We start from the raw sequence: 12,711 nt of genomic DNA, 5'->3' as shown, positions 1-12,711 counted from the left end.
GGCTGCATGATGACCGGCAAGCATGGCTTGGACGAGAAGAAACCCCTGTGGCAGCGCCTGGGCTGGCTGCTGCTGATCTGGGCGATGAGCGTGGCGGCCCTGGGCGTGGCGGCCTACGTGATGCGCCTGTTCATGGGGGCTGCGGGGCTGACCACCCATTGAACCAATGGGGGCGCTTTGCGCCCCTTTCGCGACACAAGGCCGCTCCTACAGGGACCGCGATCATTCAGATTGTCGCGTCTCCCTGTAGGAGCGGCCTTGTGTCGCGATGGGCTGCAAAGCAGCCCCCAAGCCTATTTACGGGCTTTAAGGATGACGAACTTGGGCGTTGCCGCCACCTGCTCCACCCCTCGGAACAACCGCGCCAGCTTGCTGTGATAGCCCAGGTGCCGGTTACCCACGATATACAGCGCCCCACCCACCACCAACGCCTCACGCGCCTGCTGGAACATGCGCCAGGCGAGGAAATCGCCCACCACCTGCTGCTGGTGGAACGGCGGATTGCACAGCACCACGTCCAGCGATTGCTTCTCTACCCCCGCCAACCCATCGGCTGCCTCGAACACCGCCGGGCGCTCGCCCAGCGCGGCCTGCCAATTCTCCCGCGCCGATTGCACCGCCATGTACGACTCGTCGACCAGGGTGTATTGGGCATCCGGGTTGGCCAGGGCGCTGGCGATCGCCAGCACGCCGTTGCCACAGCCCAGGTCCGCCACCCGCGCGCGGCCCAGTTCGCGGGGCAGGTGCGGCAGGAACGCCCGCGTGCCGATATCCAGCCCCTCACGGCAGAACACGTTGGCGTGGTTCAGCAGCTCCAGCGCCGGCGCGTCGAGGCGGTAGCGGCTAGGGTAGGGCGAGCGGGCGACCGGCCGATCGGCCACCGTCGCGGTCAGCAAGCGGGCCTTTTTCTGTGCCAGCGAGGCTTGCACCGGGCCGATGTACTTCTCCATCAGGTCACCGGCCGCCCGTGGCAGGTGCTTGATCATCGCCCCGGCAATCACCTGCGCACCGGGCGCCAGGTGGCCTTGCAGGCGGATCAGTTGTTCTTCGAGCAGGGCCAGGGTCTTGGGCACGCGCACCAGTACTCGGTCGAACGGGCCTTGCCAGTGTTCGCTGGCCGGCACGAACGGCACACTGTCAAATGGCAGGCCGTTGCGTGCCAAGTTCTTTTCCAGGGCCAGGTGCGCCAGGTGTGAATCGCCACTGCTGACTACCTGCAGCTTGCCCGCCAGGCTGGCGGCCAGGGCGCCGAAGCTGTCATTGAGCACCAGTACCCGGCAGTCGGCCCCTGGAGCCTGTTCGTGCAGCTGCGCAAGCAGGTACTCGTCGGCGGCATCGAAAGCCTGCAGCGGGTCGTTGGCCTGTTCCGGCTGGCGGATCAGGTCGAGTTCGGCGTATGGGGTGGTCAACAGGGGCATGGCGTCTGGCTCGGGTACGAAACTGCCCGTTGCGGTTCGCCCCGGGCTTTGCCGGGCGATTCTACAGGGCTTTGCCCAAGGTCGCAGGTTTGAAGGTCAGATCCAGCCACGCAGGGCGGCGATGGCGATGGCGGCGGCCTTGTTGGCGGCGTTGGTCTTGGTGATGACACTGCGGATATGGAAGTTTATCGTGCTTTGCGACAGTGACAGGATGCAGGCAACGTCGGCGGCGGTCTTGCCGGCGGCCGACCATTTCAGCACTTCCAGTTCCCGATCGCTCAACTTCGGCTGCGGCGGGCATAGTGCAGTGAGGTGATGTGCGCTGATCACCTCATGCAGTTTGTGACTCAGCCACTGCACACTGCCGGCCTTTCTGTAGAGTTCGACAATACTGATGGGCTTGGTGGACCTGGCCACGCTTATCTGGCTTTCGTTGTGCTGCTGGTCGTGCAATGACTGCGTCCAGCCATGGCGCAAACCGCTCTGGCAGGCAGCTTCACGAAATTGCGGAGCCTCGCGATACAGGTCATCGGTCCATAGCACAGGCATGGTGGATTTGTGGCTCAAATCGGCAGCCGGGTCCTGCTTGTACAGGTCTTCGCGCTGGTAGCGCTCGATCCATTCACTGGGGTAGTTGCTGTACAGGAACAGGTGGGGTGTTTGCGTAGCGATCTGGATGCGAATGTTCAGCCCCACGTACTCCATGCCCAGATCCTGCGCCATATGCACGGCCATGCCGAACAACTTCTGTGGGCAGCGTTCGGCGTCGAACGCACAAAGATACTCGGTTTTCCAGTGGCGCATCTGAAATACTCCTTGTGCCTCAGGTCCAGTCCGTTTGGGTGCCCGCATGATTGTAGGAAAAGACCTACCAATGTGCTGAGATTTTTTTGTTATAGCGGTCAGGATACGATGCGACTTCGGCAGGATCGCCGCAGATGAGGCCCTACAAAGCAGTGGTTTTTATCCGCGCCACTTTGCGCGACACTGTGCGCACGCCAAACCTGGAGCCCGATATGACCGCTAGCGCCGAAAAGTTCACCCGCCAGACCCTGCTCGATGTTCAGCCACTCACGCCGAACCTCTTCAGCCTGCGGGTTACGCGCGATGCGGGGTTCCGCTTCCGTTCCGGCCAGTTTGCCCGCCTTGGCGTGACCAAGGCCGATGGCAGCGTGGTGTGGCGCGCCTATTCCATGGTCAGCGCGCCGCATGACGAGCACCTCGACTTCTTCTCCATCGTGGTGCCAGGCGGGGAATTCACCAGCGAGCTGAGCCGACTGGGGGCAGGCGATACCCTGCTGATCGACCGCCAGGCCTTCGGCTTCCTTACCCTCGACCGCTTCGTTGGTGGCCGCGACCTGTGGTTGCTGGCGACCGGTACTGGCATTGCGCCGTTCATGTCGATCCTGCAGGACTTCGAGGCCTGGGAGCGTTTCGACAACATCAAGCTGGTGTACTCGGTGCGCGAAGCGAAAGAGCTGGCCTATGTGGATGAGATCGCTGGGCTGGAGCAGCGCGATTACCTGGCCGAATTCGCCGGCAAGTTGCAGTTCATTCCGGTGGTGACCCGTGAACCGCACCCGGGGGCGTTGAACCAGCGTATTACCACGCTGATCGAGAATGGCGGGCTGGAGAAGGCGGCGGGGCTGGAGCTGTCGCCGGAACATTCGCGGGTGATGCTGTGTGGCAACCCGGAGATGATTGATGAAACGCGCAAGGTACTGAAGGCGCGCGACCTGCAATTGAGCCTGAGCAAGCGGCCGGGGCAGGTGGCTGTGGAGAATTACTGGTAAGGCCGTTGGGGCCGCTTTGCGGCCCATCGCGACACAAGGCCGCTCCTACAGGAACCGCTATTTCCTGGGAGATGCAAAAACCTTGTAGGAGCGGCCTTGTGTCGCGACAGGGCTGCAAAGCAGCCCCTGGCAATCTCAAGGCAAGCGGTTCTGATTCTGCGCCTTGAGCAAGTCGCGGATCTCGGTCAGCAAGGTCTCTTCTGCAGTCGGCACAGGCGGTGCAGTCGGCGCCACGGCCTCTTCACGCTTGAGCTGGTTGATCGCCTTCACCCCCATGAAGATGGCAAAGGCCACGATCACGAAGTCGATCACGGTCTGGATGAACTTGCCATACGCCAGCACTACCGCCGGAACGTCACCTTCGGCAGCTTTCAGGGTAATTGCCAGGTCGCTGAAGTCCACGCCACCGATCAACAGGCCCAGTGGCGGCATGACCACGTCACCGACGAAAGACGAGACGATCTTGCCGAAGGCAGCGCCGATGATGATACCGACCGCCATGTCGACGACATTGCCTTTGACCGCGAAGGCCTTGAATTCACTGATCATGCCCATGTTTGGTTCCTTGTAACAAAAGGTAAGGTTTACGCAGTGTAAGCCACTCAAACGCTTCATGCGTTGTGCTCAGGGCCACAGACTGCTGTTAGAACGAATAGTTTTGTCGCATCCCGAGGCGTTCGAGGCACGTCCGGCTCGGCTATCATGGCGGTTTTTTTCCAGGAGACCCCAGCCATGGCCAAGGCCAAGCGCTTGTATGGCTGCACCGAGTGCGGTGCGACCTTCCCCAAATGGGCCGGCCAGTGTGGCGAATGCGGCGCCTGGAACACCTTGGTCGAGACCATGATCGAAAGCGGCGGCGCCGCTGCGCCCAGTAGCGGCCGTGCCGGCTGGACCGGGCAGCAGGCGCAGATCAAGACCCTGGCTGAAGTCAGCGTCGAGGAAATCCCGCGCTTCACCACCAGCAGTACCGAACTGGACCGCGTGCTGGGCGGTGGCCTGGTGGATGGCTCGGTGGTGTTGATCGGTGGTGACCCCGGCATCGGCAAGTCGACCATCCTGCTGCAGACCTTGTGCAACATTGCCGTGGGCATGCCGGCGCTGTATGTCACCGGCGAGGAGTCGCAGCAGCAGGTGGCCATGCGCTCCCGGCGCCTGGGCCTGCCCCAGGACCAGCTCAAGGTCATGACCGAAACCTGCATCGAGACCATCATCGCCACGGCCCGTGTCGAGAAACCGCGGGTCATGGTGATCGACTCGATCCAGACCATTTTCACCGAGCAGCTGCAATCGGCACCCGGCGGCGTGGCCCAGGTGCGCGAAAGCACGGCGTTGCTGGTGCGCTACGCCAAGCAGAGCGGCACGGCGATCTTCCTGGTCGGCCACGTGACCAAGGAAGGCTCGCTGGCCGGCCCGCGGGTACTCGAGCACATGGTCGACACTGTGTTGTATTTCGAGGGCGAGTCCGATGGCCGCCTGCGCCTGCTGCGGGCGGTGAAGAACCGTTTTGGCGCGGTCAACGAGCTGGGTGTGTTCGGCATGACCGACCGCGGCCTGAAGGAGGTGTCCAACCCCTCGGCGATCTTCCTCAACCGCACCCAGGAGGAAGTACCGGGCAGCGTGGTGATGGCGACCTGGGAGGGTACCCGGCCGATGCTGGTGGAGGTGCAGGCGCTGGTCGACGACAGCCACCTGGCCAACCCGCGCCGGGTGACCCTGGGCCTGGACCAGAACCGCCTGGCCATGTTGCTGGCAGTGCTGCACCGCCACGGCGGTATTCCCACCCATGACCAGGATGTGTTCCTCAACGTGGTGGGCGGGGTGAAGGTGCTGGAAACCGCCTCGGACCTGGCGTTGCTGGCGGCGGTGATGTCCAGCCTGCGCAACCGGCCCCTGGCCCATGGCCTGCTGGTGTTTGGCGAGATCGGCCTGTCGGGCGAGGTGCGGCCGGTGCCCAGTGGCCAGGAGCGTTTGAAGGAAGCCGCCAAGCATGGTTTCAAGCGGGCCATCGTGCCCAAGGGCAATGCGCCGAAAGAGGCTCCGGCAGGGTTGCAGGTGATTGCCGTTACCCGGCTGGAGCAGGCCCTGGATGCGCTGTTTGAATAATTCGTGGCCTGTACCGGCCTCTTCGCGGGTAAACCCGCTCCCACAGGTACCGCATCAGCTTCAGGATTGCGCAAACCCTGTGGGAGCGGGTTTACCCGCGAAAGGGCCGGCACAGGCAAAATGAAAAAGGGGCCGACGATGCGCGTCGGCCCCCACCTCACCGCTCAGTCAGCAGTCAATGCTCGGCAACCGCACTGCGCCTGACCGTTTCATTGCCATGCTCGTCCAGTTCCAGCATCGGCACTTCATTACCCTCGGCATCGAACAGCTTGCCATCCTTGAAGTAGTCGCCATCACGCAGCGCTGAAATGTCCGAGTACTGGATGGTGCGCTCGTACGCGGCGGCAAACACCGACTGCTGGTCCGAGTTGCCGGCGGTGAAGTGGTTGAAGATCAGGTTCAGCAGGATGGCCATGATCGCCGCCGAGCTGATGCCCGAGTGGAAGATGGTCTCGAACCAGTTCGGGAAGTGGTGGTAGAAGGTCGGTGCGGCAATCGGGATCATGCCGAAGCCCAGCGAGGCAGCGACGATGATCAGGTTGACGTTGTTCTTGTAGCTGACCTTGGACAGGGTGCGGATACCGCTGGCCGCCACGGTGCCGAACAGCACGATGCCCGCGCCACCCAGTACCGGAGTAGGGACTGCGGCAATCACCCGGCCCATGATCGGCAGCAGGCCGAGCACCACCAGGATCACGCCACCTGTGGCCACCACGTAGCGGCTCTTGACCCCGGTCACGGCTACCAGGCCGACGTTCTGGGCGAACGCGCTCTGGGTGAACGAGCCGAAGATCGGCGCCAGGATGCTCGAGGCCATGTCGGCGCGCAGGCCGTTGCCCAGGCGCTTGGAGTCGACCTTGGTGTCGATGATCTCACCCACGGCGAGGATGTCGGCCGAGGTTTCCACCAGGGTCACCATGATCACGATGCACATCGACAGGATCGCGGCGATGTGGAATTCCGGCATGCCGAAATGGAACGGCGTGGGGAAGGCGAGCATCGGGCCTTCGGTGACCTTGCTGAAGTCGGCCATGCCCAGCGCCCAGGCGATCAGGGTACCGACCACCATGGCCAGCAGGATCGACAGGCGCGAGATCGCCGCGCTGCCCAGCTTGCTCAGCAGCAGCACGATGGCGAAGGTCAGGGCTGCCAGGCCGATGTTGGCCACGCTGCCGAATTCCGGTGAGGCGCTGTTGCCACCCATCACCCAGCGAGCGGCCACGGGCATCAGGGTCAGGCCGATGGTGGTGATGACGATGCCGGTTACCAGCGGCGGGAAGAACTTGGTGATGCGCGAGAACACCGGGGTGATCAGAAAACCGATCAGCGAGGCTGCCATGACCGCGCCGAGCACGCCTGGCAGGCCACCGCCGCCCTCGCTACTGAGGATTGCACCCATGGTTGCCACACCGGCGAACGACACGCCCTGCACCAGCGGCAACTGGCAGCCGAAGAACGGCAGGCCGAGGGTTTGCAGCAGGGTGGCCAGGCCACCGGCAAACAACGAAGCGGCAATCAGCATGCCGATTTCGGCACCGTTCAGGCCCGCGGCCTGCCCCAGGATCAGGGGTACCGCGACGATCCCCCCGTACATGGTCAGCACATGCTGCAGACCATAGGCCAGGTTGGCACCAAGGCCGAGGTTTTCATCCTCGGGGCGCTTGGCGGGAGACGTGCTAGGGGACGTAGTCATGGAGCAGGCTCTCTGTTTATTGTTGTGGTGCTACTGTAGACACTTCCTACAAATGATTGCCACAAGAATTGTATACAATATTTTGATCGGAGCGCGCACAAGAGCGCCCGCAAGGTGTGCGAGAACCCAATGCAGAAGGCGTACCAACTCGTCAGAGGCTGTGCTAGAGGGGTGTGTACAAAACGCTGCTACCCAGGCTTAAAGCTGTCTGGGTAGACAGGAAACACAAGGTGGGGAAGCCATTAGCTAGCTAAGAGATTTCATTATTCGATGAGTTCGCGCAGCTCACGCATCATTTCGGTGCTGTCGGCCACGTTCAATTCCACAAGACGGTGCAGATGAGTCATCGACTCGACGTCGATGTACAGGCAGATGAAGCCCAGGCGGTCTGGTTCCTCATGGCGCAGTTCAACCTGCATCTGTACCCGTGCATCGGGGGCCAGGTGAATGATGGCATCGAAATCCTGGGTCAGGTCGGCATCCCAATTTGCCGGGCGTTCGATCAGCAAACCTTTGAGTGAAAGGTCCAGCAGCTTGGCAGGCCAGCGTTTCACGCCCTGGCGCAGTTCGGTTGGGGCGTCAAAGTCGATGCGCTGGAAACGGCGGCGTTCGTCGTGATCGCTCATGGGGTAGATCCTCGCATAGGTCCTCAGGTGACATCCTGACTATAGTTAGAGTGGTATGTACATCAGGTACCGCAATCTGGCCGCAGAGGCTCTAGACCAAAGCAAGTGTGGCAATGCGCGATGACACGCCCTAGACTCGATGGGCGGTCTTTTCCAATCCACCAGCTGGAAGCAAACCATGAACAACAATAATAGCCTGCTACGCCACATTCCGTGGCTGGCGCTGGCAGTCATAGGAGCCTGTGCGCTGGGTGTGGTTGCCCTGCGTCGCGGCGAGGCGATCAATGCCTTGTGGATCGTGGTCGCGGCAGTGGCCATCTACCTGGTCGCCTATCGCTACTACAGCCTGTTCATCGCCACCAAGGTGATGCAACTCGACCCACGCCGTGCCACCCCGGCGGTGCTCAACAACGACGGCCTGGACTACGTCCCGACCAACAAACACATCCTCTTCGGTCACCACTTCGCCGCCATCGCTGGCGCAGGGCCCTTGGTCGGCCCGGTACTCGCCGCGCAGATGGGCTACCTGCCCGGCACGCTGTGGCTGATAGCCGGCGTGGTGCTGGCCGGTGCGGTGCAGGACTTCATGGTCCTGTTCCTGTCCACCCGCCGCAACGGCCGTTCGCTGGGCGACATGGTGCGCGAGGAGATGGGCCGCATCCCGGGCACCATCGCCCTGTTCGGCTGCTTCCTGATCATGATCATCATCCTCGCGGTGCTGGCGCTGATCGTGGTCAAGGCCCTGGCCGAAAGCCCGTGGGGCATGTTCACGGTGATGGCGACCATCCCGATCGCGATGTTCATGGGCATCTACATGCGCTACATCCGCCCGGGCCATATCGGAGAGATCTCGGTCATCGGCGTGGTGCTGCTGCTGGCTTCGATCTGGCTGGGGGGCCAGATTGCCGCAGACCCGACCTGGGGCCCGGCGTTCACCTTCACCGGCGTGCAGATCACCTGGATGCTGGTGGGCTATGGCTTCGTCGCCGCGGTACTGCCGGTATGGCTGGTACTGGCGCCACGTGACTACCTGTCGACCTTCCTCAAGATCGGCACCATCGTCGGCCTGGCCATCGGTATCCTGATCATCGCGCCCGAGCTGAAGATGCCGGCGCTGACCCAGTTCACCGACGGCACCGGCCCGGTGTGGAAGGGCACCCTGTTCCCGTTCCTGTTCATCACCATTGCCTGTGGCGCGGTGTCCGGCTTCCACGCGTTGATCTCCTCGGGGACCACGCCGAAGCTGCTGGACAACGAAACCAACGCCCGCTACATCGGCTACGGCGGCATGCTGATGGAATCGTTCGTTGCCATCATGGCCATGGTCGCCGCCTCGGTGATCGAGCCAGGCGTGTACTTCGCCATGAACAGCCCGGCCGCAGTGGTCGGTGCAGACGTGGCGTCGGTTGCGCAAACGGTGAGCAGCTGGGGCTTCCTGATCACCCCTGAGCAGCTCGAGGCCACCGCCCGCGACATTGGCGAGCACACCGTGCTGGCCCGTGCCGGTGGTGCGCCGACGCTGGCCGTAGGTATCGCGCAGATCCTGCACCAGGTGCTGCCGGGTGAAAACACCATGGCCTTCTGGTACCACTTCGCGATCCTGTTCGAGGCGCTGTTCATCCTCACCGCGGTAGACGCCGGCACCCGTGCCGGGCGCTTCATGCTGCAGGACCTGCTGGGCAGCTTCGTGCCAGCGCTCAAGCGCACCGAATCGTGGACTGCCAACCTGATCGGTACTGCCGGCTGCGTGGCCCTGTGGGGCTACCTGCTGTACCAGGGCGTGATCGACCCGCTGGGTGGCATCAACACCCTGTGGCCGCTGTTCGGTATCTCCAACCAGATGCTGGCCGGTATCGCCCTGATGCTCGGCACCGTGGTGCTGATCAAGATGAAGCGTCAGCGCTACGTCTGGGTCACCCTGCTGCCGGCCGTGTGGCTGCTGATCTGCACCACCACCGCAGGCCTGATCAAGCTGTTCGACCCGAACCCGGCAGTCGGCTTCCTGGCCCTGGCCAAGAAGTACAGCACCGCGCTGGATGCCGGCCAGGTACTGGCCCCGGCCAAGGACATCGGGCAGATGCAGCACGTGATCTTCAACGCCTACACCAACGCCGGCCTGACCGTGCTGTTCCTGGTGGTGGTGTTCAGCGTGCTGTTCTTCGCTGTCAAGGTCGGTTTCGCCGCCCTCGGCCGCAAGGAGCGCACCGACAAGGAAACCCCGTTCCAGGCCCTGCCTGACGCTTGAGAGGACTGCTGCGATGTTCAACGACCTGGGTCGACTGGGTAAGTACCTGGGGCAGGCAGCCCGCCTGATGGTCGGCATGCCCGACTACGACAACTACGTCGAGCACATGCAGACCAAGCACCCGGACAAGCCGGTCATGACGTACGAGGAGTTCTTCCGCGAACGCCAGGAAGCGCGTTATGGCGGCAAGTCCGGGCCCAAGTGCTGCTAAGTCCAGGCTAGCGCGGTACTGTGTAGGAGCGGCCTTGTGTCGCGATCGGGCCGCAACGCGGCCCCGGCAATTTTGGCTGCGAAGCTGAAAATCCGGGGCCGCGTTGCGGCCCGATCGCGACACAAGGCCGCTCCTACAGGGATCGCGCTCCCCCCGTCCATTTCACTGCACAGGAGATATTCTGCGTGCAGACGCCTATTCCCGTAACCGTACTCACTGGCTTCCTCGGTGCCGGCAAGACCACCTTGCTCAAGCACATGCTCAAGGCCGAGCACGGCCTGAAGATCGCCGTGATCGAAAACGAATTCAGCGAGGCCGGCATCGACAGCCAGCTGCTGGGCGACGAGCCGGTGCAGGTGATGACCCTGGCCAATGGCTGCGTGTGCTGCAGCATCCATGGCGACCTGACCCGCGCCTTGTACCTGCTGCTCGAACGCCTGGATGCCGGCGAGATCGCCTTCGACCGCCTGGTAATCGAATGCACCGGCCTGGCCGACCCGGCGCCAGTGGCACAGACCTTCTTCATCGACGAAGAGCTGCGTGAGCGCTACATCCTCGACGGCATCATCACCCTGGTCGATGCCGCCCACGCCGAGCTGCACCTGACCCAGACCATCGCCCAGGCCCAGGTCGGCTTTGCCGATCGCCTGCTGCTGAGCAAGACCGACCTGGTCGAGCCCGCTGCGGTCGAGGCCCTGCGCGAGCGCCTGGCCCGCATCAATGGCCGCGCTGCGATCCGCGTGGTCGAGCATGGTCGCATCGACCTGGCCGAGCTGCTGGATGTGCGTGGTTTCAACCTCAACCCCGATCTGGGCGCGAACCTGAAGCCAGCGCTACGCCCGCTGCTCAAGCCCGCTACCCCGGACCGGATCTCCACCTTGGTGCTGCGCACGGAAAGCGCGCTGGACATCGACCGCCTCAGCGACTTCATGAACGAACTGCTGGAAACCCACGGCAAGCAGTTGCTGCGCTACAAGGGCGTGCTGAACATTGCCGGTGAAGCGCGCAAGCTGGTGTTCCAGGGTGTGCTCAAGCTCTATGGTTTCGACTGGGACGCCGAATGGGCCGAGGGGGAAACCCGCGAGAGCGTGATGGTGTTCATTGCAGACGAACTGCCCGAAGCTACGATTCGGGCTGGGTTCGAGGCGCTGGCTGCGGGCTGAGCTGACGCGGCGTCTGGGCCTGGAACCACTGCGGCCATGAGCTGCGGTGGCGTGTCTCGAGCTCGATGCACGGGATCAGGCGCTCGGTCAGCAGCGCCGTCTGCCGCACCGCCTTGGCGGTGCGGTACTTGACGCTGTGGATGCACTCGCGGTCGCCGAACTCGCAGCGGTTCAGCGCGGTGCCGCCGCAGGGGCCGTTGGCCAGGCCCTTGGGGCAGGTTTCCGGGCAGATGTACAGGGTGTCTTCCAGGCGGCAGCGGCCGCAGGTGTCGCAGCCTACCAGCGGGTGCTTCACCGCGTGTTCCACCTTGTGCAGCACCTGCGCGCCAAGGCGGGTAGCCCACATCGGCTGGCGCACAGCCCAGCCAAATGCCTTGCTCAGGCCATTGCGGCGGCTGAACAGCAGCGAATGCATGCCGTGCATCAGGTGATAGCGCGCTTTCTCCTTGAACGAGGCATCGACCCGTGACTCGCCCTGGCGCCAGCTTGCCTGTGGCGGATGGAAGCTGACTGCCGGCAGGCCGGGCATCTGCCAGCTGGCCTGCCAGGCCGGCGCCCATTGTTCCAGTGTGTGAATTTGCGCCTGCCAATGCTCGATGCGTGCCTCCAGGGCCAGCAGTTGCTTGAGTTCGTGAACCCCCGACAGATGCACGCCGGCGTAGCCCATCAGCTTCACGCCAATGATCTGCAAGGCCAGGCGGTCGACGCTGCGCGCCTGGGCAAAGGCCTTGGACTGCGCCGCTTCCGCTTCCAGCATGTCGCGCATGGACGGCGTGACGGTCACGCCGGCCACGTGCTCGAGCATCGTCGCGCGCCCGTGGGTGAGGCTCATCAGGCAGGCCAGCATCGGCCTGGGCGCGACCTGGCGGTTCATCCAGTGCATGGCTTCCTGGTGTTTGCCGGCATCGAAACCCAGTTGCAGGGTGAGGAAGTCGGCGCCCGCCGCCAGTTTTTTCTCGGCCTTGAAGTATTGGGCGCCGCCTTCTTCCTCGCAGTACTTGAACGGGTTGAGCGCCGCGCCAAGCAGCCAGTGCGGGCAGGCCTGGCGGGCGATCTGCAGGGCTGCGACCGATTCCAGGTAGCGCACCGGGCGCTGGCCGGGCTGGTGGCCCGGCAGTCGGTCGCCGGTGAGCAGCAACAGCTGGTTGAGGCCGGCGGCATCCATGCGTTGCAGTTGGGCGAGCAGGTGGTGGCGTTCGCGGTCCTTGCCGGAGAAGTGCGGCAGGGCGGGTACCCGGTTGCTGAACGAGGCGAGGGCGTCCAGTGGCGACATGTCCAGCGGGCTGCCGACGCGGTCGCCGATGGCCACGGTCATCGGCCAGCCGCACAGGTGCGCACGGGCCAGGATCGCGTCCATGGCGGCGAAGCGTTCGGCGGAGGGCTTGGGGACGAACTCCATGACGCAGACGAAGGTGTTTTCGCGCAGCGCGGTTTTCAGCAGGCTCATGGGGCCGGGTAC

At 63.5% G+C, this 12,711-nt stretch carries 12 protein-coding genes; 6 read left to right on the top strand and 6 right to left on the bottom strand.

The window, feature by feature from the left end; translation table 11 throughout:
• Positions 1-6 precede the first annotated feature (6 nt).
• Positions 7-162 carry a DUF2474 domain-containing protein gene (locus ABIB24_RS07415; RefSeq protein WP_008094148.1) on the top strand — a complete coding sequence of 52 codons (156 nt, stop codon included), beginning with the start codon at positions 7-9 and terminating at the stop codon, positions 160-162.
• A 131-nt stretch (positions 163-293) separates the two neighbouring features.
• Here the strand turns inward: ABIB24_RS07415 and ABIB24_RS07410 are convergent, their stop codons facing one another.
• Together ABIB24_RS07410 and ABIB24_RS07405 are read right to left on the bottom strand one after the other, a co-directional pair.
• Entirely contained in the window at positions 294-1,418 is a 1,125-nt protein-coding gene (locus ABIB24_RS07410) for a methyltransferase (RefSeq protein WP_137162413.1), read from the bottom strand.
• Positions 1,419-1,514: 96 nt separating this feature from the next.
• The gene (locus tag ABIB24_RS07405; protein ID WP_137162412.1) at positions 1,515-2,222 is read right to left on the bottom strand and encodes an autoinducer binding domain-containing protein; all 708 of its coding nucleotides are present in this window, start codon (positions 2,220-2,222) and stop codon (positions 1,515-1,517) included.
• Positions 2,223-2,434: 212 nt separating this feature from the next.
• On the opposite strand from ABIB24_RS07405, the gene ABIB24_RS07400 reads away from it, so the two are divergent.
• Positions 2,435-3,211, top strand: a complete 777-nt coding sequence (locus tag ABIB24_RS07400; RefSeq protein WP_286100569.1) for a ferredoxin--NADP reductase — start codon at positions 2,435-2,437, stop codon at positions 3,209-3,211.
• A 135-nt stretch (positions 3,212-3,346) separates the two neighbouring features.
• Here the strand turns inward: ABIB24_RS07400 and mscL are convergent, their stop codons facing one another.
• A complete protein-coding gene (gene mscL, locus ABIB24_RS07395) occupies positions 3,347-3,766 on the bottom strand; it encodes a large-conductance mechanosensitive channel protein MscL (RefSeq protein ID WP_013974214.1) in 420 nt (139 codons plus the stop codon).
• Between the two features lie 177 nt (positions 3,767-3,943).
• Here mscL and radA point away from each other — a divergent pair, with 177 nt between their 5' ends.
• The gene (radA, locus tag ABIB24_RS07390; RefSeq protein ID WP_003251626.1) at positions 3,944-5,314 is read left to right on the top strand and encodes a DNA repair protein RadA; all 1,371 of its coding nucleotides are present in this window, start codon (positions 3,944-3,946) and stop codon (positions 5,312-5,314) included.
• Between the two features lie 175 nt (positions 5,315-5,489).
• Here the strand turns inward: radA and ABIB24_RS07385 are convergent, their stop codons facing one another.
• Together ABIB24_RS07385 and ABIB24_RS07380 are read right to left on the bottom strand one after the other, a co-directional pair.
• Positions 5,490-7,007: a nucleobase:cation symporter-2 family protein gene (locus ABIB24_RS07385; protein WP_025340639.1), complete on the bottom strand. Its 1,518-nt coding sequence runs from the start codon at positions 7,005-7,007 to the stop codon at positions 5,490-5,492.
• 263 nt (positions 7,008-7,270) lie between these two features.
• A complete protein-coding gene (locus ABIB24_RS07380) occupies positions 7,271-7,633 on the bottom strand; it encodes a PilZ domain-containing protein (RefSeq protein ID WP_137162409.1) in 363 nt (120 codons plus the stop codon).
• A 178-nt stretch (positions 7,634-7,811) separates the two neighbouring features.
• Here ABIB24_RS07380 and ABIB24_RS07375 point away from each other — a divergent pair, with 178 nt between their 5' ends.
• The 3 genes from ABIB24_RS07375 to yjiA all read left to right on the top strand — a co-directional run bounded on the left by ABIB24_RS07375 (position 7,812) and on the right by yjiA (position 11,252).
• Positions 7,812-9,878 (top strand): carbon starvation CstA family protein, encoded by a 2,067-nt coding sequence (locus ABIB24_RS07375; protein ID WP_024087740.1) that lies wholly within the window; start codon positions 7,812-7,814, stop codon positions 9,876-9,878.
• Positions 9,879-9,891: 13 nt separating this feature from the next.
• On the top strand, positions 9,892-10,089 hold the full coding sequence (locus ABIB24_RS07370; RefSeq protein ID WP_013974210.1) for a YbdD/YjiX family protein: 198 nt from the start codon (positions 9,892-9,894) through the stop codon (positions 10,087-10,089).
• 185 nt (positions 10,090-10,274) lie between these two features.
• A complete protein-coding gene (gene yjiA, locus ABIB24_RS07365) occupies positions 10,275-11,252 on the top strand; it encodes a GTPase (RefSeq protein ID WP_015271793.1) in 978 nt (325 codons plus the stop codon).
• On the opposite strand, the gene ABIB24_RS07360 is transcribed toward yjiA, so the two are convergent.
• Positions 11,212-12,699 (bottom strand): methylenetetrahydrofolate reductase C-terminal domain-containing protein, encoded by a 1,488-nt coding sequence (locus ABIB24_RS07360; RefSeq protein ID WP_274079100.1) that lies wholly within the window; start codon positions 12,697-12,699, stop codon positions 11,212-11,214. The genes yjiA and ABIB24_RS07360 overlap by 41 nt on opposite strands.
• Positions 12,700-12,711 lie beyond the last annotated feature (12 nt).

Source organism: Pseudomonas sp. UYEF17, assembly GCF_040546125.1.
Classification (GTDB): domain Bacteria; phylum Pseudomonadota; class Gammaproteobacteria; order Pseudomonadales; family Pseudomonadaceae; genus Aquipseudomonas; species Aquipseudomonas putida_Z.
The sequence above is the reverse complement of the archived record's forward strand: the minus strand, read 5'-3'. Positions and strand labels throughout refer to the sequence as shown.

Bases quoted from the DNA above. Each gene is read 5' to 3' on its own strand.
- ABIB24_RS07385 (WP_025340639.1), bottom strand. From the start codon at position 7,007: ATGACTACGTCCCCTAGCACGTCTCCCGCCAAGCGCCCCGAGGATGAA.
- ABIB24_RS07375 (WP_024087740.1), top strand. From the start codon at position 7,812: ATGAACAACAATAATAGCCTGCTACGCCACATTCCGTGGCTGGCGCTG.
- ABIB24_RS07400 (WP_286100569.1), top strand. From the start codon at position 2,435: ATGACCGCTAGCGCCGAAAAGTTCACCCGCCAGACCCTGCTCGATGTT.
- ABIB24_RS07360 (WP_274079100.1), bottom strand. From the start codon at position 12,699: ATGAGCCTGCTGAAAACCGCGCTGCGCGAAAACACCTTCGTCTGCGTC.
- ABIB24_RS07370 (WP_013974210.1), top strand. From the start codon at position 9,892: ATGTTCAACGACCTGGGTCGACTGGGTAAGTACCTGGGGCAGGCAGCC.
- ABIB24_RS07405 (WP_137162412.1), bottom strand. From the start codon at position 2,222: ATGCGCCACTGGAAAACCGAGTATCTTTGTGCGTTCGACGCCGAACGC.
- mscL (WP_013974214.1), bottom strand. From the start codon at position 3,766: ATGGGCATGATCAGTGAATTCAAGGCCTTCGCGGTCAAAGGCAATGTC.
- ABIB24_RS07410 (WP_137162413.1), bottom strand. From the start codon at position 1,418: ATGCCCCTGTTGACCACCCCATACGCCGAACTCGACCTGATCCGCCAG.
- radA (WP_003251626.1), top strand. From the start codon at position 3,944: ATGGCCAAGGCCAAGCGCTTGTATGGCTGCACCGAGTGCGGTGCGACC.
- ABIB24_RS07415 (WP_008094148.1), top strand. From the start codon at position 7: ATGATGACCGGCAAGCATGGCTTGGACGAGAAGAAACCCCTGTGGCAG.
- ABIB24_RS07380 (WP_137162409.1), bottom strand. From the start codon at position 7,633: ATGAGCGATCACGACGAACGCCGCCGTTTCCAGCGCATCGACTTTGAC.